17 protein-coding genes are annotated in these 20,146 nt (G+C 54.7%); 10 read left to right on the forward strand and 7 right to left on the reverse strand.

Annotated features, from left to right (window positions below; genetic code table 11):
* The first annotated feature begins 72 nt into the window (after positions 1 to 72).
* Positions 73 to 1,593, forward strand: a complete 1,521-nt coding sequence (locus HDF08_RS00145; RefSeq protein ID WP_179636442.1) for an MFS transporter — start codon at positions 73 to 75, stop codon at positions 1,591 to 1,593.
* A 24-nt stretch (positions 1,594 to 1,617) separates the two neighbouring features.
* Here the strand turns inward: HDF08_RS00145 and HDF08_RS00150 are convergent, their stop codons facing one another.
* The 3 genes from HDF08_RS00150 to HDF08_RS00160 all read right to left on the reverse strand — a co-directional run bounded on the left by HDF08_RS00150 (position 1,618) and on the right by HDF08_RS00160 (position 4,904).
* A complete protein-coding gene (locus HDF08_RS00150) occupies positions 1,618 to 3,228 on the reverse strand; it encodes an MFS transporter (RefSeq protein ID WP_179636443.1) in 1,611 nt (536 codons plus the stop codon).
* Positions 3,229 to 3,307: 79 nt separating this feature from the next.
* A complete protein-coding gene (locus HDF08_RS00155; protein ID WP_218884456.1) occupies positions 3,308 to 4,336 on the reverse strand; it encodes an alpha/beta fold hydrolase in 1,029 nt (342 codons plus the stop codon).
* Between the two features lie 106 nt (positions 4,337 to 4,442).
* Positions 4,443 to 4,904, reverse strand: a complete 462-nt coding sequence (locus HDF08_RS00160; protein WP_179636444.1) for a DUF4126 domain-containing protein — start codon at positions 4,902 to 4,904, stop codon at positions 4,443 to 4,445.
* A 316-nt stretch (positions 4,905 to 5,220) separates the two neighbouring features.
* Here HDF08_RS00160 and HDF08_RS00165 point away from each other — a divergent pair, with 316 nt between their 5' ends.
* From HDF08_RS00165 to HDF08_RS00180, 4 genes are all read left to right on the forward strand, one after another.
* Positions 5,221 to 5,649 carry an OsmC family peroxiredoxin gene (locus HDF08_RS00165; protein WP_179636445.1) on the forward strand — a complete coding sequence of 143 codons (429 nt, stop codon included), beginning with the start codon at positions 5,221 to 5,223 and terminating at the stop codon, positions 5,647 to 5,649.
* Positions 5,650 to 5,749: 100 nt separating this feature from the next.
* Entirely contained in the window at positions 5,750 to 6,568 is an 819-nt protein-coding gene (locus tag HDF08_RS00170; RefSeq protein ID WP_179636446.1) for an SDR family NAD(P)-dependent oxidoreductase, read from the forward strand.
* A 42-nt stretch (positions 6,569 to 6,610) separates the two neighbouring features.
* Positions 6,611 to 8,080 (forward strand): TolC family protein, encoded by a 1,470-nt coding sequence (locus HDF08_RS00175; RefSeq protein WP_179636447.1) that lies wholly within the window; start codon positions 6,611 to 6,613, stop codon positions 8,078 to 8,080.
* The gene (locus tag HDF08_RS00180; RefSeq protein ID WP_179636448.1) at positions 8,080 to 9,282 is read left to right on the forward strand and encodes an HlyD family secretion protein; all 1,203 of its coding nucleotides are present in this window, start codon (positions 8,080 to 8,082) and stop codon (positions 9,280 to 9,282) included. Before HDF08_RS00175 ends, HDF08_RS00180 begins: the two co-directional genes overlap by 1 nt.
* A 479-nt stretch (positions 9,283 to 9,761) precedes the next feature.
* On the opposite strand, the gene HDF08_RS00185 is transcribed toward HDF08_RS00180, so the two are convergent.
* On the reverse strand, positions 9,762 to 10,445 hold the full coding sequence (locus HDF08_RS00185) for a winged helix-turn-helix transcriptional regulator (protein ID WP_306459651.1): 684 nt from the start codon (positions 10,443 to 10,445) through the stop codon (positions 9,762 to 9,764).
* A 118-nt stretch (positions 10,446 to 10,563) separates the two neighbouring features.
* Between HDF08_RS00185 and HDF08_RS00190 the strand changes: the two genes are divergently transcribed.
* From HDF08_RS00190 to HDF08_RS22005, 4 genes are all read left to right on the forward strand, one after another.
* A complete protein-coding gene (locus HDF08_RS00190; RefSeq protein ID WP_179636450.1) occupies positions 10,564 to 11,070 on the forward strand; it encodes a winged helix-turn-helix transcriptional regulator in 507 nt (168 codons plus the stop codon).
* A gap of 192 nt (positions 11,071 to 11,262) precedes the next feature.
* Positions 11,263 to 11,952, forward strand: coding sequence for a cysteine hydrolase family protein (locus tag HDF08_RS00195; RefSeq protein ID WP_179636451.1), 690 nt, complete (start codon positions 11,263 to 11,265; stop codon positions 11,950 to 11,952).
* A complete protein-coding gene (locus HDF08_RS00200) occupies positions 11,952 to 13,583 on the forward strand; it encodes an FAD-dependent oxidoreductase (RefSeq protein WP_179636452.1) in 1,632 nt (543 codons plus the stop codon). Before HDF08_RS00195 ends, HDF08_RS00200 begins: the two co-directional genes overlap by 1 nt.
* 660 nt (positions 13,584 to 14,243) lie before the next feature.
* Positions 14,244 to 14,603 carry a helix-turn-helix transcriptional regulator gene (locus tag HDF08_RS22005; RefSeq protein WP_373563158.1) on the forward strand — a complete coding sequence of 120 codons (360 nt, stop codon included), beginning with the start codon at positions 14,244 to 14,246 and terminating at the stop codon, positions 14,601 to 14,603.
* Here the strand turns inward: HDF08_RS22005 and HDF08_RS21905 are convergent.
* Together HDF08_RS21905 and HDF08_RS00215 are read right to left on the reverse strand one after the other, a co-directional pair.
* Positions 14,596 to 16,242, reverse strand: coding sequence for an FAD-dependent oxidoreductase (locus HDF08_RS21905; RefSeq protein ID WP_179636454.1), 1,647 nt, complete (start codon positions 16,240 to 16,242; stop codon positions 14,596 to 14,598). The two genes, HDF08_RS22005 and HDF08_RS21905, sit on opposite strands and share 8 nt — an antisense overlap.
* A 602-nt stretch (positions 16,243 to 16,844) precedes the next feature.
* Positions 16,845 to 18,209, reverse strand: a complete 1,365-nt coding sequence (locus HDF08_RS00215) for an MFS transporter (RefSeq protein WP_179636455.1) — start codon at positions 18,207 to 18,209, stop codon at positions 16,845 to 16,847.
* Positions 18,210 to 18,526: 317 nt separating this feature from the next.
* Between HDF08_RS00215 and HDF08_RS00220 the strand changes: the two genes are divergently transcribed.
* The gene (locus HDF08_RS00220; protein WP_179636456.1) at positions 18,527 to 19,276 is read left to right on the forward strand and encodes an SDR family NAD(P)-dependent oxidoreductase; all 750 of its coding nucleotides are present in this window, start codon (positions 18,527 to 18,529) and stop codon (positions 19,274 to 19,276) included.
* Between the two features lie 63 nt (positions 19,277 to 19,339).
* Here the strand turns inward: HDF08_RS00220 and HDF08_RS00225 are convergent, their stop codons facing one another.
* Positions 19,340 to 20,086: an SDR family NAD(P)-dependent oxidoreductase gene (locus HDF08_RS00225; RefSeq protein WP_179636457.1), complete on the reverse strand. Its 747-nt coding sequence runs from the start codon at positions 20,084 to 20,086 to the stop codon at positions 19,340 to 19,342.
* Positions 20,087 to 20,146: the final 60 nt, after the last annotated feature.

The following is a 20,146-nucleotide window of genomic DNA, read 5'->3' on the forward strand; positions in this document are numbered from 1 at the left end:
TAAGGTCCCAGAGAGGTTGCGCATAGGATGTACGGACTCACCCAGCTACCAAAACTCTCGTCGAACCCTCCAATGCCGCTTGCCAGTGGAGATGCCGACAGAGGGCCGATCACGAACGGAGCGTGGGTACTCTTAGCTGCAATTTTAGGTTCGAGCATGGCGTTCATCGATGGCACCGTGATCAACGTCGCACTCCCAGCCTTGCAGTCTGCATTCCATGCCTCCGGCCCGTCGCTACAGTGGATTGTTGAGGCTTACGCCCTATCATTGTCTTCCCTGTTGCTTTTGGGCGGATCCTTCGGCGACCTCTACGGACGAAGAAAGAGCTTTCTGCTCGGCGTTGTCATCTTTGCGACTGCGTCCATGGTGTGTGGCATCGCAACTACCCCCTTGGTTTTGATCGTCAGTCGAGCGCTTCAAGGGATCGGCGGCTCACTCCTCGTTCCAGGAAGCCTGGCCTTGATAAGTGCTTCCTTCCCAGAGAAAAGCCGAGGCAACGCAATAGGCATATGGTCGGGATCGACGGCGGTCACGGCCTCGGTTGGACCACTCTTCGGTGGCTGGCTTATTCAACATGCTTCTTGGAGATACATCTTTTTCTTGAACGTCCCTATTGCACTCTTGGTTGTTGTCGTTTGCCTTGCGAAGGTGCCGGAATCGCGAAACCCACTTTCGACCAGGCCAGATTGGCTGGGAGCACTTCTCGCCGCAACAGGACTTGGTCTCTGCACATTTGCACTCGTCGAAGGCTCTGATCCTTCATCTCGCCATCCGCTGCTCCTCGCTCTTGGTGCCACCCTTCTATTTCTCTTTGTGCTCTGGCAACGCGAAGCAGATTTTCCTATGATGCCGCTGGACGTGTTTCGCTCTAGGTCCTTCGGCCTTGCAAACGTAATTACGTTTCTGACCTACGCGGCCCTCAGCGGGGCTCTGTACTATTTGCCGCTGCAGCTGATTCAAGTTCAGGGTTACACCGCGGCTCAGGCCGGTGGTGTACTCGTGCCAATGACGGTCTTGATTGCTGTCTTGTCTCGTTGGACTGGAGGTCTCGTGCTGAAGATGGGCCAGGCTTTGCCTCTCGGGTTGGGATCTCTGCTGAGTTCGATCGGCTACGCCTTATTGCTCCGTCTCAAGCCCAATGGGAGCTATTGGGGCACTATTCTACCGGGTGTTCTCTTTCTTGGCTTGGGGCTAGCCGTTATGGTGGCGCCGCTCACAACCACGGTTATGAACTCCGTGAGCCAGGATCGAACGGGCACGGCTTCGGGAATCAACAATGCAGTTTCAAGCGTTGCTAGTCTTCTTGCGATTGCCGTCTGCGGAATCGTCTTCTCCGTATCGTTTACCGAACACCTTCAACGTAGCCTCTCAACGTCTTCGCTACCCCACGAGGTTCAGCAGCACATATTCGACCATCGCAAGGATCTTGGCGGAATCGTGGTCTCTGTACCGAACGCTCGGAGTCTTGTGAATGATGCGTTCGAGGAATCGCTACATCGGGTGTTGTTGCTCTGCTGTTTGCTCTCGATATCGGCCGCGATCGCCGCCACATTCCTGAGATCGAGCGCGTCACAGCAAACGCACTCAGGCTAGCTTCTGCCCTATGGCACAAGTGCCCTATCTCTCCGCTGTGCGACCCACCCCTTCGAGAGAGGGCATAGGCGTCATCCCTGTGGCAGCTCCCTTGGACAGCGGTCTGAGCTTTGGGAGCAGGGGTATCGCTAGGAGCGATAATCCTGCGATCAATGCCATAAAGTTGAAGACGTCCGCGAAGGACAAAACCAGACTCTGCTTCCTAATGACCGCTTCCAAACCGCGTAGACTCTCGGGCGAGAACTCCGAGCTCTGCGATATCACGGCCAGGCTCCGACCGAAGAATCGTTCCAGCAACCGGCCCGAATGTAGTTGGGATCGTCGATCGATCAGAATGAGCGCTACCGCGACGCCCATTGAGGTTCCAAACTGCCGAAGGCCATAGAATATGGCTCGTGCGCTGGAAGTCTCTTGCTCTGCTACCAAAGCAAACGCCGCCCCTCCGAGTGTTGGGACGGATACTGCGATGAAGACACCATTGAGGAAGAGCGGGATCCAAAGCATGTAATCCGGCGTATCCGGTGTCAATAGTCGGCCGAACATAAACTCGGAAAGCATTGCTGTGATGAATGCGATGGCCAAGATGAGTCGGCTTCCAAGGCGCTTCACCAGCGGTTGCATATACTGAAGCGCCCAAAGCGCAATCGCCGCCCCTGCAGAACTGACTCCAAGGAGCACACCAGTTTGAAGAGCAGAGTGCGATTCTACGGTTCGGAGATATTGAGGGATCACATACAGACTTCCCGACAAGAGAAATCCCAAAGCCAGTCCCAAAATACCCCCAGCGTATACAGAGCGTTCCTTCATATAGCGCAAGTCGAGGAGTGGAGATTGATTCTTGGAGGAGAGCTGCCAAAACACGAAGAGCGCATTAGCCACCATTCCTAAACCGAAGCAGTAGCAGATGAAAGGTGAGCCAAACCAATCATCGATCTCTCCTCGGCTCAAAACAACTTGAAGGGCTGTTGCTCCAACCGCCAAGAGGACGATTCCGGCGACATCCACTCGCTCGCCTGTGTTGTCCGCTTGTCGCCAGTGATCGGCTGTAAACGTAAAGAAGAGACCTGCAGCCGCGAACATGAAAAGCGCCGGAACAACGAACTCGAGCCGCCAGGTGATGTTGTCCGCGACCCAACCCGAAGCCACATAGGGGATGAGACGACCTACGAGAAAGACTTCAATGAAGAACGATATTGCCATCGAAGCACGCCTTTCAGGTTCGATGCGCTGCGTGAAAAATACAAACGTCCTAACAAGAAACACACCTCCGGCAAAGCCTTGCAGGGCTCTAAAGCTCAAAAACACTGGCAGATTGGGACTGAAGGCACACGCGATCGAGGCCAGCCCGTAAAGGAGAGCGCATGTGCCAAGATACTTCCGATTGCCGAAGTAGACGGACAACCGATGGGAGAGTGCAATGGCGACGGCAAAAGCGGTCGTGTAAATCGTGAGTGCCCAACTGGCCTCATCGCTGGAAGCCCCCAGAGTACCTCCGAGATCGGTGAGCGTCAGGCTTACGCTCGCAGTGGTCCAATATTCTGCTGTACAAGCAAAAGCGAGGGCGAGCAAAGTGGCTGAACGCTGCCAAGGCACACTCTGTGTTATGGTATCGCTCGCATCAGCAATCGCGTCCACGCGTAATTCCTTCCTTCCGTGTTCCGCCGCTTTTGAACATGGGACATTCGACGAAATTCTTGAGCACTCTTATCTGGACTCATTCAAAGAACGTGCGGCAGTATCCCAGCAGCTCGATGGGTTTCTCTTCTGGGATGAAATGCCCGGTGCCTTCGATCCGGACCGTGGTGGAACCCGGCGCCTTCGTATCCAAGAGGGCTTTGAGCCTCGAAAATGCTGGGCCGGCAACTCCGAGAACGGGCATAGGCAAATCACCGTAACCCGAAAAGTCCGCTATATCCTTGTTGAAGGCTTGATACCAGGCATCGCTCGCACGTATCGCATCGCGACTTGAGTATGCGGCTGCGTAAACCGCCCGGTCCGTCGTGTCGACGGCCGCATCGCTCTTGAGCATGTAGTGGAAGAACCAGTCCTGCTCCAGACCCGCACGTCCCTCCAAGAGCTGTTCTGGTAGTCCCTTCACCTGATGGAAGGCAAACCACCAGAAGTAGGGGTGAACGTCGTCTGCTCGATCTCCAAAAGTGTCTCCAAGTGGCAACAGCGGCAAGGAGGCATACGCTGGAGAGGGGTGCGAGGTATCAAGCATCATGAGCTTGCGCACTTGCTTAGGATGATTCTCGGCCAAACTGAAGGCCACCATCGCACCGATATCATGGCCGACCACGTAGGTGTCAGAGTAGCCGAGTTGTGTAATCAGTCCAGAGATGTCCTCGGCCATCGTTTTCTTATCGTAGCCAGCTACGGGCTTGTCAGAAGCTCCCATACCTCTCAGATCGATCGAGATCACTCGATGCGTCTTGGACAGCTCAGGCATGACCTTGTGATACGCCCACCAGGTCTCCGGCCATCCTGGAAGCAGGATGATGGGGGAACCGCTTCCGCCAGTCACATAGTGAAGGTGAATACCGTTGACGTTGGCAGTCTCGTTTGTGAAGCCAGGCAAGGATTTGACTAACACCTGATCCGAAGTCGCTATCCTGCGGGGGATCGACCGGGTGCTTGCAACCGCCAGCGAAGCCGTCGCGGCGGAACAGAGCAGGAACAAGGTCTTCGCGCGAAGGCGGCACATGACTTTCTGTCGTGTCGTACTGTTTGGCACGTGGCTCATGTCCTCTGTCTCCATAGTCACTTCACATACTGAAGTATGATGCACTGCGATGTCAAAGGGCGTTAAGCACCCTCTTCCCGACGACTACAAGTGTTGTGCGCAGCGGCTACAGATTGACGACGACAAAGACAGCAAGAGCAATCGCGACACAATCCTCAATCACAGCTGCGGGACGATCCTTCTTGAAGAAGTCCGCAAGGACAGTCCGAGCCCAAGCCCCACCGTATGTCCCCAACAGCGCGCCTATCACGCTGAGAACAATGCATGCCAACAACGATCCACCGGAGAGTCCAATGGCTGTTCCTGCTAAAACAGCCAACAGCAGTCTGGGGAGCAGTTGCTTTGGCACCTTTCGGCTTGGTGTAGACGGCAGTTGGTCCGCAACGAACTCAAAGACTCCGAGGGCCGTAGCGATGTAAGGCGTCGCCTTATACCCGAGAAAAGCGAGATGAGTTGGGCCGAGGTGCAGACGATCTAGGCGTGCTGCCCACGAGACGGCGATGAGGCTCATGAACGCCCGGAGACCTGAGAGGACTCCGACAAGAAAGGCGAGGAAGACTACGGGCATAGGGGCTCCAGATCTCGAGCTGCGAGATGAGAAAACCGACTCACCAACGACAACCATGTACGGGCGCGCAGGGGAAATCGGGCAGCATGTGGATATGATTCAGCTCCGCTCCTGTAGACTCCTCTAAATGTGAAGTCACTTCACAATGTGAAGACATTCGCAAAATCTCGTCCGCTTTGGCATATTGCCTATGTCGAAGGTTCGACAGAATTGCAGAATGAGGATCGTGGACCTCCCGAAGGGGATGGGCCTAACAAGAAACGCGTGCGAACGCCAACTGTAGAAAGTCATTGAGAAGCACGGGAAGGAAAAGACTATGAAGGCTGAAGCATATTCAAACTGGACGGGAACCTGGAAGGAAGGCAGTGGGAGTATTTCCACCAAATCTCCGACGGTAAAGCAACAGCCGTTCAGTTACGCGAGCCGCTTTCATGGGGCACCCGGCGGGAGCCCAGAAGAGTTGCTCGCTGCTGCGCATGCAGGTTGCTTCAACCAGGCATTGGCGAACAACTTCGGCATGATGGGACTTTCCGCCGCCGCAATCATAACGAAAGTGGAGATCGACCTGACTCAAAATGAGCGGGACAGGCCTAGCATTCAAGGTTCTCACATCACCGTAGAGGCCAAGGTGTCGGGCGCATCGCAGGAGCAATTTGCGGAATGCGCTGAACACGCGCGTGCAAATTGCAGTATCTCGCGGATTCTGAACTGCGAAATCTCAATGTCCGCTACGCTTCACGCCTGACACGCTACGTTTCCGTCCGCCAAACCGGGCGCGATAGCCATGAAATTCCGTTCTCACTAAGTGATCCCTCTAACGAGATCGAAAGTAAGGAGTTGTAACAATGACAAGCAAAAAGACAACGCGCGGGACGGCCCTCGTGACCGGGGCATCGGCGGGGATTGGAAAGGTCTATGCTGACCGGCTAGCAAAAGAGGGCTATGACCTGATCTTGGTAGCCCGGAGAAAGGATCGGCTCCAACAGCTGACGGAGGCATTGACGAAACAATACGGAGTCCGGGCAGAAGCATTTGTCGCCGATTTGAGTTTGACTGAGGACGTAAACACAGTAAATGAACGTATAGCCAGCGATCCGTCAGTCACGTTCCTCGTGAATAACGCCGGGACTTCAAAACTCGGTCCCACACAGGATTCGCAGGTAATCGATCAACACTCGATGATCCAGGTGAATGTCGTGGCGCTGACAAGGTTGACCATCACCGCATTGCGAGGCTTTCGAGAGCGAAACCATGGAACGATTGTCAATGTCGGATCGATTCTTGGATTTCAGAGCATTCCTATGAGCAGTGTCTATAGCGGGACCAAGAGCTATGTGTTGGGTTTCACTCGCAGTATCCAGGACGAACTGGAAGGAACAGGGGTGATCGTCCAACTGGTGGCGCCAGCTGCGACTGCAACCGACATCTGGGAGATTTCAGGGGTTCCGTTATCGAATCTCGATCCGGCGACGGTGATGACGGCCGAGGACTGCGTGGATTCGGCCATGAAGGGTCTCGCGCTTGGAGAACTTGTGACTTTGAATTCGGTTGAAGACTCAGCACTGCTGGGCGAAGTCCACGCCGCCTGCCAGAACCTGTTAAGAGCTTCACAGACTGGACGGCCGGCATCGCGGTACAAGCTTGGGCCCAAGGCGAATGCTTAACCCCCCTATCAAGTTGTTGGCAAGAGACAGAAGGACCGTCAAATGAACGTCTCCCTATGTACGCAGCGGCTTGTAACGCTCGGCGGCATGGTGTTCCTGTGCTTGACCGCGCACGCCCAAAGTACGGGAAGTACATCTGCTGGCTCAAATACCGTCAACACGCCTAGGCCGTTTGATCCCGGTTCGAACACCACGAACCCAAGCGCCCTGGCCGAACAGGCCCAGAATCCATTCTTAGGAAGCGTTCCGACGGGTCCTCTAATACCCGGGGTGTTGCCGCTGTCTCTTCACGAGGCGGTGTCGCGTGCTTTGCGAGCGAATCTGGGCCTGATCGACAGTGAACAAAACCATGCCGAGGCGAGAGCTGCGAGGATAAGAGCGCTTTCCACTTTGCTCCCGCAACTTTCGGCCGATGCAGTACAGGACTATCGAAACATCGTCGACAGTGGGATTGGGCTCAAGACCGTTCTGGGACCCTACAACTTCCAGACTGCTCACATCTATCTCACCCAGAGGGTTCTCGATGTTTCGGCCATTCGAAATGCTACAGCCGCACAGAGGTCTGGCGATGCTAGCAATGACCAGTTCATAGACTCTCGCAACATTGTTGTTCTCGCGGCAACAAGTTCATACCTGCTGGTCGCCGGCAGTCAGGTGCGTCTTGAGACAGCAAGAGCGGAATTAGCTACCGCCGCTGCCACGGATCGACTCGTTCAAGACCGTGTAGCTCATGACGTTTCCCCACAAATCGAAGGTATCCGGGCCGAAGTTGTCCGTCGGTCCGCTGAGCAACGTGTTGCGATAGCCTACGCAAGATTTGAGAAGGACAAATTAGCCCTCACCCGCATCATTGGGTTGCCGATCGCTCAAGAATTCCAACTGACAGATTCGCTCATTTACACCCCGGCCCCCGACGATTCTCTCGACGATCTGGTCGCAATCGTGAAGACGCAGCGTCAAGATATCAGGGCTGCCAAGGCGCAACTGGAGGCCGCGAAAGAATCAGTTAAGGCCCAATCCGCCGAACGCTTACCTACTTTAGAGGTCAGAGCAAGTGTCGGCGAGACGGGCTTCGTGTACGCCAAGAGCACTCCTGACTACGAAGTTGCGGCCAGAATCGCAATCCCTATATTTACGGGCCGCAGAATCGAATCCGACATTCTGACTGCCAAGGCGGTTTTGCATCAACGGGAGGCGGAACTAGCTGACATCCAAGCACGAGCTGTCTATGACGTCCGGACGGCGCTACTCGATCTCAAGGCTGCCGAAGCAAGCGTAGAGGTCTCGAATGCAAATCTTAGTCTGGCACGAGAAGGACTTCGCCAGGCACGGGATCGTTTCCTAAACGGCGTCACCAACAGCGTGGATCTCGTTCAAGCGCAACAAGATGTGGCGGAGGCGGAGGACAACCGTATCGCAAGTGTCTATGCCCACTCCTTGGCAAAACTAATGCTGATCAGGGCTACCGGCACCGCGGAAGCCAACTACCTGACTTATTTGGGGGTACGCTAATGACACCACAAGACTCGCCTCACGAAACGTCGCTCGCTCGCCGCTTAATTGTCGGTGGAACGGTCGCGCTTGCCATTTTAGTGATCTCTGTCTGGTTCATTGCACCGGGCAGTGTAAGCACCAACGATGCTCAGATCGACGGGCATATTCATCCAATAAATGCCAGGGTTTCGGGGACCATCACCTGGGTCAATCCGGTCGTCGATGACACTCACTTCGTCAAAGCGGGAACGATCTTGGCTAGACTTGACCCTAACGACTACGAGCCTACGGTGGACCGTCTTCAGGGGGATGTGCAGTCCACTGAAGCTCAATTGGAAGCGGCGAAGTTAAACGTTCAGATTTCGGAGGCCACATCCGTGAGTCGGCTATCGGCGGCACGAGCTGCCGTTGAAGAAGCTCAGGCCGAGAAGGCCACTGCAGAGGCTCAGAGTTTGGCCGCTGCCGCTTCTGTGGCTCAAGCGAATGCCGTCTACCGGCGTGCGGAAGATGATAGAAAACGGTACTTCGCGTTGGTCGAAAGTCATGAAATCTCGCGATCAGAATACGATCAGAGAGCGACAGAAGCAGCCACTGCCGAAGCTCAGATGAAGCAAGCAGAAGCCAATTTGTCCGCGGCGCGGCAGCATATCGCTTCAGCAGAGCAGCGAATTACCGAGCGGAAGGGTGATGTTCTAGCAGCGGAAACTGCTCCGCAACAAATTGCAACTGCTCGCACCAATGTGCAACGGGTTGATGCCGATCTTAGAAAAGCGCGCGCTACCCTCAAGGACGCTACGCTGAACCTGAGCTATACCGAAATCGTGGCGCCAGTCGACGGCGTCATAGGGCGAAAGCAAATTGAAATGGGGCAACGTATCGGTGCGGGGCAGTTGGTACTGACACTTTCCCCCCCGAACGAAGTCTGGGCCATAGCGAACTTCAAAGAGACTCAGTTGGAACATTTGAAAGTGGGTCAGAACGCCTCGATTCATATCGACTCCTCGGGAGAAGACCTTCAGGGCACTGTGGAGAGTGTAGGGGGCGCCACAGGGGCGAAGTACTCCCTGATCCCACCCGAAAACGCGACCGGCAACTATGTGAAGGTTGTTCAAAGAATCCCGGTCAGGGTAAGCATCCTGCCAGAGTACAAACATGCCCCGTTGATTCCAGGTATGTCCGTTGAGGTACGTGTGGACACACGGCGTAGCGGAAGCAGATGAACGCTCCGAGCAGAATCGGAACGATGCGGCGAATCCTTCGACAGACGGCGTAGCAACATGCGAACTGGATGCATTCGATATTGCCCCGATTGCATTTCTCGGAGACGTTATGACTTAGGCAGAGTCTTACTCATTCGGAGGCTAGTAGAATGACGCAACTACGGATCACACCTGATCTCGCGATACTCGCTTTGGCTGCCGCTTTCGGCTGGTCAGCCCACTCTTGTGATCTGACCACTCGCCGTACAATCACCCGTGCTTACGATGCGGGGGTTGAGCGGCTGGTGAGCAACTTGCCAGAAGTGCATGGGTCCGTCGTGGTGACGGCACATTCGATCCAGATCACACTACTTCCGTTGGAAAGAACGGCATAGTTTCTCTGCGAAGGTCGCCGATCCAAGCAGCAGCGATGACGGCCTGGTGAAAGGCAATGCGGCGAGTAGGCTTGTACCTTTGGAACAGGCCTACGTCCCCGTCGCTTACTTGGAAACTGCTCTGGATCTCGATTTTCGTGTCGGCACGGCAGTAGCAGAAGCCTTGCGTTGCGCAGGCCGTCCCGAAGCAGTCTTAGAAGTGGGCTTCGTTTTGGCCATTTTCTTTGAAGCCGTCGTTTTCGACCGAGAAGGAGTGGCGGGTGGTGGAGTCACCCTTTTCGCAGCATAGAACGCAGCCACATTCGCCTCCCGCTCTGCCCTCCACGCCGCACTCATCACCGATGTAGTGTTGCTAAAGCTGAAAGTCTCCCCGCTCTCGTTATGCCACAATCCATCGATCGGCTTACCTGTCTTCTTGTCGACCAAGTCCACAGCTGCTGCCCCCTTGCCGTCAGATCCACCCCAGCGCAGATCCCAATTGCGAAGGGCAAGGATAACGGCATCCAGATCCTTGCCTTTGGGAGTAGCGAAGTATTCGTGCCTTAAGGGCTTAGCGTTGTAAACCCTCCGTTCGATGATCTTGTCCTCCTCGAGTCGTTTCAACCGAATCGCCAGGAGGTGAGACGACATACCCGTCTGAGCCTGGATCTCCTCGAATCTTCGCACTCCGAGACTGATCTCTCTCATGATGAGCAAGGTCCATCGATCTCCAACAACGGAGAGCGATCGGGCGATATTGCAGAAGCTTTCTGAGACACTACCCCAACTCATAAGATTGCCTCGAAACATTTGCCTGCGGCTGCGACAAGGAAAGTCACATTGCCACTTCACTTTCTACTAGTATACTTCCGCCCCAACGTGGGCGCACAGAAACCTTGTCTGATGTGGTATTTGCCTGCGTGTTCTCTTGAACTTTTCCGTTATATTGGCTATAGTGCCTTCAAAAACAAAAGACACGAAAGATGCGATGTCGAAAAAAACTCTCGCGGTTTCCGCGCTTCGAGATCAATTGGATACTAAGCGGTTCGCTGAAAGTATGCGGCAGATTGTCGACCGTCATGCACTCCTAATTATGCGTGAATTGAGTATGGGCGTGACACGTTTCCAAGAGATCGAAGCTCAAACCAGGATAGGCGCATCTCTGCTGGCTTCACGCCTTCGCCGCTTGGAGAGGGACGGCATCATTGAACGCCGTCTATACCTGTCGCGCCCTCCTCGTTATGAGTACTTTGCGACACCGAAAGGCAAAGATCTCGATGGGGTCCTCTTTGCCGCCGGCAATTGGAACATTCGATGGGGAGATCAGACCGAGGAACCTTCGGTTGTCGTTTACGACAAAATCACGGGAGTTCGACTCAGTGCAATGCCGAGGCGAGTAGACGAAGGGCGGACAGCGGCAAAACGTAAGAAGTAGAGAGCAGTCCTGCAGATCGAGTTAATCGGCCCGTCCCTCCGGTGTGTACCCCCCGAAAGAAGGTTGACGCCCCCTCTTAGACACTTCATAATTTGAAGTGACACAATAGTCGTGCTTAGGTGCATTCGAGATCAAGCAGCCCGCGTTTGGCAGCTGAGCCTCCCCTTTTAGCGCGACCGCGAGGAGGCCTCCATGACTGAACTCTACATCCCGACTGAAACTGCGCTCTTGATGATCGATCCCTACAACGACTTCATGAGTGAAGGCGGGAAGCTCTACGACTACCTGAAGGTCGTTGCCGAATCTGTCGGGTTTCAACAAAACATGCGCAGACTGATCGAAGTGGTCCGGATTGCTGGTGTCAAGGTCTTCATCGCGCCGCATCATCGCGCTCATGGCCCGGATCTCGCAACCTGGAGGCATGTGAACGCTTCTCAACGCAAGGCGGACGAGATGCAGCTGGCAGCAGTCGGCACCTGGGGCGGGGATTGGCACCCGGAATTCGGTCCTGCTCTTGGGGACATTATCGCCCAAGAGCATTGGGGACAAAGTGGATTCGCGAATACGGATCTCGATGCTTTGCTGAAGCAGCACGGCATATCCAACGTAATCGTAGTCGGAATGGCCGCTCACACCTGCGTGGAGTCCACTGCTAGGTTCGCCATGGAGCTTGGCTACCATGTAACGCTCGTTAAAGACGCTACGTCGGCTTACGATGACGACTCCATGCGAGTTGCCCACGAAGTGACCGGCCCTACGTTCGCCCATGCGATCGTCACCACGAGTGAGCTTATCCCAGAATTGCGAAAGCGATCAATCGTCGAGACCGCTGCGCTTGACAGCCCTCAGCCGAGCATTTCAAGGAAGTTAGGGGAGAACTAATGATCCGTCCTGAAGAACTGCAAAGCATCCCTCTCTTCAAGTGTCTGACCGACCAACAGAGGCAGAGACTCGCTGCCAACGTCGCTGAACTCAACGTCCAAGCTGGCGAGTGGATCATTCGAGAGGGGGAGACCCCCTCGTTCTTTGTCCTGCTCGCTGGCGCTCTTGATCTTGAGAAGGAATATGGAGGCGCAAGCAAGGTCCGCGGTCAATACCAACCCGGAGATTTCTACGGTGAGACTCCGATTCTTCTGGATGCTCCTACGATCGCCTCGCTCCGAGCGACCGAACCATCTCGCTTAATCCGGCTGGATCGAAACCAATTCAAGGAGCTGATTGACTCCTCCACGGAATGCACGAACCTCGTGGTCCAGACGATGACGAAGAGACTCGCCTCGATGAGGGAGTACATGCGGGAGAACAACCCTCTCCGGGTGCTTGTAGTTGGCTCTCCATACAGCGACGAATGTCGGGACGTAAGGGGATTCTTGGCGCTAAATCGTATCCCCTACGAATGGGTCGATGGGGAACGTGAGCCAGACCGTATACCCGGGTCTAATCCTGCCGGGCTTGTAGGCGCCTTTGTCGTTGTGGACAACGTCTCATTTGTGGGCGGTCCTCTCACCGTCCGCAAGCTTGCGGACGCGCTTGGGATCTCCACCAAACCAAATCGACCTGTATACGACGTGGTTGTGATCGGAGGTGGTCCCGCAGGCCTTGCTTCCGCTGTCTATGGCGCGTCGGAGGGCCTCAACATCCTCCTGGTAGAACGGAACGCCACCGGCGGACAAGCGGGAACCTCTTCAAGGATCGAGAACTACTTGGGATTTCCGAACGGTATTTCAGGCGATGAATTGGCTTCGAGAGCCCTGAAACAGGCGAGTCGCTTTGGCTCCGAAATTGTTATGACCCGCAGCGTCGAGGCCATAACGCAGGCGTCAACCGGTTACACGGTGAAACTGGACGGAGATCTCCAGATCAACACGAGAGCGATTGTCCTTGCAACAGGGGTCCGATGGCGGAGGCTAAACGCTAGCGGCTTGGAGCGCCTTACGGGAAGAGGTGTCCTCTATGGAGCTGCGCGAACAGAAGCTCCTACGGTGGTAGGCAAAAAAGTCTTCATCGTAGGCGGTGGAAATTCAGCGGGGCAGGCCGCAATGTTCTTCTCAAGCTACGCGAGCTCCGTTACGGTCCTCGTCCGAGGTTCCGGACTGGAATCATCGATGTCCCAGTACCTCATCGCGCAACTCGGGCAACGGGACAACATCACTGTGGAAGCGCATACACAAGTCGAGTCTGTTGACGGAGGGGGGGGCCTGCAATCTATCCGTACTAGCACCCAGGGAGAATTCAGAAACCGCGATGCAGATGCGCTTTTTGTCATGATTGGGGCTCACGCAGACACTTCCTGGCTCCCTGACGAACTTGAGCGAGATTCGAACGGATTCGTTTGCACAGGACGAGACCTATCGAGCTTTGGACCAGATCGCGCACCCTATTCCCTAGAAACGTCTCTTCCAGGAATTTTCTGTGCAGGCGACGTCAGGCATGACTCGATCAAACGCGTTTCAAGTGCCGTCGGCGAGGGAAGCATGGCGATTGCCTTCATACATCAGTTTCTGGCGGTTTGAACTCAATCTTGAGCATGTGAGGCGTACTACGGAAGGAGGTCTAAGATGCGAGGATATGGAAATGAGTGGGGCAAGCACTTCTTTGTAGACGCTGCTTCAAGCATCGTCGTGGAGCAAGCAAACAGGCCTCCATTTGCGGTAACGCGTCTGATCTCACACGTTATACCACCAGACATTACGACCACAATTCCAACGGAGGACTCATTTCTAATCTCGGTTGCGTTGCAAACGATGCGTAGAGGAACGTGGGACCACTGGACCGACGGAAAGGCCATCTCTGTTCCAGTGGTCCCGACCTTTCATGCGAGTGTCTTTGACCTGCAGGCCGGCCAAGTCGCATGGGTAAAGACAGCTTTTGACTACCTTCACTTCAATATTCCACGTGAAACAGTCGACGCATTCACAGAAGAGCACGGTATCTGCAAGGTGGCGACTATTCGCCCGACGATCTGTGCGGACGATCACGCAATCGCGAATCTCACGCGACTTATCTTGCCCTTTTTGGATGATCCGAGAGAGCGCAGCGAACTTTTCCTTGATCACTTCGGGTTACTGCTTTGCTCGCGTCTCGTGGAAGGTTACACGGCTTCCTCTTTTTCGATAGAGAAGTGCCGCGGCGGATTGGCTCCCTGGCAGAAGCGGCGTGCGGAAGAGCTGCTAATGAATCATCTTGAAGGAAACCTCAAACTTGAGCGGTTAGCTCGCGAATGCAATCTGTCTGCAGGCCACTTCGCCAGAGCATTTAAGACGACGTTCGGTGTTTCGGTTCACCGATGGGTCGTCGATCGTCGCATCGAACATGCAAAAGTTCTTATGAGTCACTCAACCCTATCTCTGCCGGACGTCGCGTTTCGGACCGGGTTTTCGAGTCAGTCAACTTTTTCTCGGGCCTTCCAGCAACATGTCGGTGCAAGTCCGGGAGTATGGCGAAGGAACGTGGGGCCGACGTCCAGTCAAACCAGACGCCTTCCTTGGACCCAGCCTCTCACTTCAACCTCGTCGGAGATGTCGGCTAGATAAGAGCCGCTACTGTTTCGGTTTGCAGTGCCAGATATTGGTGAACGAATGCAATGGCCATGCTGCCTTCTCCCATGCCACTCGATACACGCTTGACCGAGTCATGACGTATATCACCCGCGCAGAAGATCCCAGGCAGATTGGACTCGAGCAGAAACGGTGTTCTCGCCCCACGCGCGGGGGTCGCGTCCCGACCGGTAAGAACGAATCCGTTCGGGTCACGCTGCAGTTCATCGGGCATCCATGCACTCGCCGCGCAGGCACCGATCATTACGAACAAGGCGTCGGCTTGGCGCTGTTTGACCTGGCCGCTCGACTCCGTGCAAATTGAGTCAAGATGCGTGTCGCCCGATACGGAACTGACTTCTGTGGACGTCTCGATATAGATGTTCGTGCGGCTGCGAAGCTGGTCGACAAGATACTGCGACATGGAATTGCGGATGTCACGACCTCGTACAAGAAGCGTGACGGAGCACGCGTAGCCAGAAAAGAACATGGCAGCTTGTCCGGCGGAATTTCCCGCACCCACGATGAAAATGTTCTTTCCTAACACCGTGTGAGCCTCCGTCCGTGCCGCTCCGTAGAGCACCCCGCGCCCAATCAAGGGCTTCATTCCCGGAACGGAAAGTGTTCTCCATTGGACGCCAGTCGCGAGAAGAATCGATTTTGCCTGAACACGGTAACCGCCGTCCATCTCAATGCAATACTCGCCGTCCATGGTCAAGATTTGATGGACTTCTCTGGTAACGACGATCTCGGCCCCAAAATGAACAGCCTGTTTCAGTGCCTTTGACGCGAGTTCATTTCCGGAGATACCCGTGGGGAAGCCTGGATAATTCTCGATTCGGCTCGAACAAGCGGCTTGTCCTCCGATCCCTTTCTTCTCTAGCAAGAGCACCTTGAGTCCCTCAGAGGCCCCAGAAACGGCAGCCGCGAGGCCGGCCGGGCCACCCCCAATGATGACCACGTCATAGGCCGTTTGCTCAGGAGCCGTTCTCATACCCAAAGCCTGTGCGACCTTCCGGACCGTAAGAGGACAGCTCACAACTTTGGATTGGTCAACAACTACATAGGCCTCTCCACAGCTGTCTGGAATGATAGGGTTCGTTTCATCGTGATCTGACCAACGGTAGGAAATGTGGTTCTGTGAGAGAAAGTCTCTAACGTCTCGGCACTCCGTGCTGTATTGCGATCCCACGACTCGCACTCTAAGCGAATCATTTGTTTGCATGTGATTCTGGATCATCTTCAGACGTCGCGTCATCACTTCGACGACAATTTGATTACATCGCGGTGAGGAAGCGATCATGTCTTTGAATTGCACGCGATCAAGACGAAGGAGTCTCGACGGTGCTGTCGATTTGAGCGAGGCGATGGCGACTGAATCAAGAAGAATGGGGATCTCGCCGTAAAAATCCCCAGGAGCATACGGAGCGCTCACCTTGTTCGTCCCTCCGTAGTCCTTCTCGCAGGTTAGGGAACCCTCGAGAAGAACGAAAAACGAAGGTGTTTCTCCTTCTCGGACGATCCATTCACCTGCGGGCACAGACAACTCCGCAGCAGATTCGGCAATCATTCGCCGCCACTCGTCGCTGAGGCTTTCAAACAGCGGAAGATCTTTCAGTTCGTCGGTGGTGATCATGGCGTTTAGTCCTCCTCCGTAGTGGTCAACGAGAATATGGTGTTTGACCGAGGACAGGCCTCGGCCAGCGGGCGAAATCTCGGGGCAACGGCGACACTGGTCGGGACCTTGGAGCCAAACTGTCGCTACAAGCATCCACTTTGCTGACATTAGATCTTCTTCAACTACAAAGACAGCCACGATCGGCGCAACATCTGCCCTTCTTTAGTGGTGTCGAGACCGACAGAGATGAGGGGCAACCTGCGCCTGTACAGCACGTCAAAATATCGACGATTTGATTCACTGAAAAAACGCATTTCTCAGTCGCGTTCACGTTCCCTCATGTGGAAAGTTTCCCTATAGCCAAAAGTAGACTCTTCTCTCTTCCTAGTCTTTGCAGGAACGAACACGTTGGAGCATTTCCCTACAAAGATCGACACCCTCGCATGCACACTCCTCGCCGAAGCTGTAGATCTTCTCAGAAAGCCTATTGCCTCACAAAGGCCCCTTCGACGGGCGTAACGCTGTCGGTCCCGGCTTATGTGGGAATTGCTTTGCAAAGTCTCTTGTTCCTTCGCGCGATAGTTTTAGCTTCCAACTAGGACGGAAAAGCACTGCTCGTATCAAGCCTTGTTCTTGCGCGCGACACCAGGCTCATCAGGTAGTGTCAGAAGAAGAACGACCGCTGCAGTGATCATGAGGACACAAATGGACGAGATTCCAGTGTCAAGTCGCCCGGTCTGAGTCTTGATCCAGCCGAGCAGGGTTGGGCTGATGAAGCCGCCGATTACGCCTATGGAACTCACTGTTGCGATGGCTGCGGGTGCGGCATCACTCCTGAAACAAGTTGGAGGAACGGCCCAGAACAAGATGCCGCCACCGAAGAGGAAAAAAGCCGCAACTGCCAGAATCAGTACCGTTAGCGCAATGGAGCTGTGAAGAACGTTCGAAGCCCCCAAGGCAAGCGCAGCTAGCGCGATTGCACCTGCAATGTGCCAGCGTCGCTCACCACGAAGATCGGAAGACCTTGCAATCGCTAAAGCTCCGATGATCCCGACGCCATACGGGATGGCGGACAGCAATCCGACTCTGGAAATCGAGCCGACGCCAGCCGTAGTTAGCATCGTGGGCAGCCAGAAGGTAAACGCATAGTTGGCGCAGGCGATTGCGAAGTACACGAAGCCCAACGCCCAGACCTGGAAATGCTTAAGGAGTTCGAAGCCCGCTATCAAATGGTCCTTCAGCGTGGAGTGAGCCTCCGGAATTCCAATGCTGTCCGCGCCTTTCGCGAGGTCGGTGGTTAAGAATGCCTTCTCCCTGTCGTTGAGCCAACCGGCTTGTGAAGGATTGTCAGGTAAATACACGAAGCAGATGAGGCCGAGTACCGACGTTGGCAGTCCCTCCAGCAGCAACAGCCATTGCCAACCGGCGAGATTATCTTTCATGTTTAGTGCTGACATAATCCACCCCGATAGCGGACCGCCAATCATTCCGGCGACCGGAATCGCGAGCATAAACAGAGTCGTCACTCGACCTCGCCTTGCCGCGGGGAACCAATAGGTAAGATACAAAATCACGCCTGGGAAAAAGCCTGCCTCAAACAAACCGAGAAGAAAGCGGGCAATGTAGAAGTGCAACGGCGTCTTGATGAACATCGTGCCGGCGGAAGCAAGACTCCACAACAACATGATCCGCAGAAGTGTGAATCTGATGCCTGAACGCGTCATCCAGAGATTGCTCGGCATCTCGAATACCACATAGCTGAGGAAGAAGACGCCTGCGCCAAGTCCATAAACTGCATCTGTGAATCCGAGCATCGGCTTCATCTGAAGCTGAGCGTAGCTGACGTTGATCCGATCGAGGAAGGCGAACAGATAACTTAGAAAAAGCAGAGGAATGAGACGACGCGAGATCTTTCGGTAAAGTCGGCCACTATGTCCGGGCCTTTCGTTGTCGAGAGATAGGATCAACAGCGCGGGGGCCTTCATCGTAACCTCACGGCCGTATTGGGCCTCAACCTTTTGTCGCCTTAAGGCACAATGATCAACGTTGCCGTCTTGGAATTGCAATGTCGGAACGAATACGTCTGGTAGCAGGAGGTCCTCGGGGAATCCCGCGCCCCTTTCGCGCGCACGAATCAAACTGAGATTCAATGCTTTCCCTCTGTTGTCGCTCGGGTGTCATTTGGTTGTGGTGGCCGCCTGGATGTAACCTTGATGCATTCCGCAGAACTCACCGCTGAACAAGCATACCGTCACCGGTCCGCCCTTGCGCAATGATCTCAAAGGCAGACGAAGGAATGAGAATGAGTCGTCTTGAAGGAAAAATAGCGCTGGTCACCGGTGGGTCCCTGGGCTTCGGAGCCGCCATAGCGAGACGTTTGGCTCAAGAAGGCGCGGCGGTCGCCGTGAACTACCCATTTTCAATGCCAGAGGCTGACGCTGTCGTGTCGCAAATCAAACAATCCGGTGGGAGAGCTATCTCCGTGCGCGCTGATATCACAAAGCGAGACGAAGTTGAGCTCATGATGCGACAGGTCATCGGAGATTTCGGGGCGCTGGATATTCTAGTCAACAATGCTGGGGCATACGAATTCGTCGCATTAGAATCCGTAACAGAGGACCACTTCCACAGGCTCTTCAATCTGAATGTGTTGGGAACGATTCTGGTGACTCAGGCGGCTCTCCCGCATTTGAAGAAACTGGGTGGCAGTGTCGTAAACATCAGCTCCGTGGTCAGCGTCTGTCCTTCCGCCCTGGCACCTGTATACTCGGCGACCAAGGGCGCCATTGACGCTCTCACGAAATCACTCGCGAAGGCACATGCCGACCGCCAGATTCGTTTCAATACTGTGAATCCTGGTCTGACTCCTACCGACGGTGTGCAGAAGCTCGGTACATTCGGCGCAGATCTGCTTCAGGAAATATTGGAGCAGACGCCCCTGCGCCGCAATGGGATGGTGCAGGATGTTGCCGCAGCAGTCGTTTTTTTTGCCTCGGAAGAGTCCAGCTTCATCACCGGAGAGAGTCTACTTGTCTCAGGCGGACGCCGTTGACGAAGAGGACGCGAGGCTTTCAGCCGGGAGGGCCGGTGTTTCTCGCATCCCCTCGTCCTGTGACTAGTGGAGCCCACCTCCGGCGGTGATTAGCTCGCCGGTGAGCCAACCAGCCTGATCTGAAGCGAGAAATACAGCGATATCGGCAATATCATCCGGCTGTCCAATCCGGCCCAATGGAACGGAGGCCACATGCTCTTTATCAAAGTCCGAGCCGATAAACCCCGCGCTATGCGTGCCTTCGGTCTCGATTAAACCAGGGTTCAGTGCATTCACGCGAATGCCCTTACCGCCAAGCTCTTTACTGAGAACACCGGTCAGGGCATCTACTGCTCCTTTGGTGGCCGAATACACAGAGCTGCCTGCGGGCGTGATGCGGCTTACTACCGAGCCGATGTTGATAATGCTCCCTCCCTTGCCGATGTGCTTAACCGCGGCCTGTGTGACCAGCAGAATGCCAAGCACATTGATGTCGAACTGCTTGTGGAAGTGTTCAGGAGTGATGACGTCGATCGGACCAAACTCATATACGCCCGAGTTGTTTACCAAGATATCGAGTTTGCCAAAGTTCTTAACTGCGGCATCAACGATTGCTTGTGCTTCGACCGGCTTGCTCACATCACCCTGGACGGCAACAGCCTTGCCACCGGCCTTCACAATTGCCTCCACCACTACTTCAGCACCCGACTTGCTGGATGCGTAATTCACGACAACAGAAGCCCCAGCCGCTCCGAGCGCCTTTGCTATGCCTGCGCCGATGCCTTTGGATGCACCTGTAACAACCGCAACTTTTCCTGCCAACGTGCTCATGGTCAAACTCCCTAATGTGCCGAACGATCTGTTAAGTTCCAATATGTCGACCAACGTTCA

Origin of the sequence: Tunturiibacter empetritectus (assembly GCF_013410875.1) — a bacterium.
Lineage (GTDB): Bacteria > Acidobacteriota > Terriglobia > Terriglobales > Acidobacteriaceae > Edaphobacter > Edaphobacter empetritectus.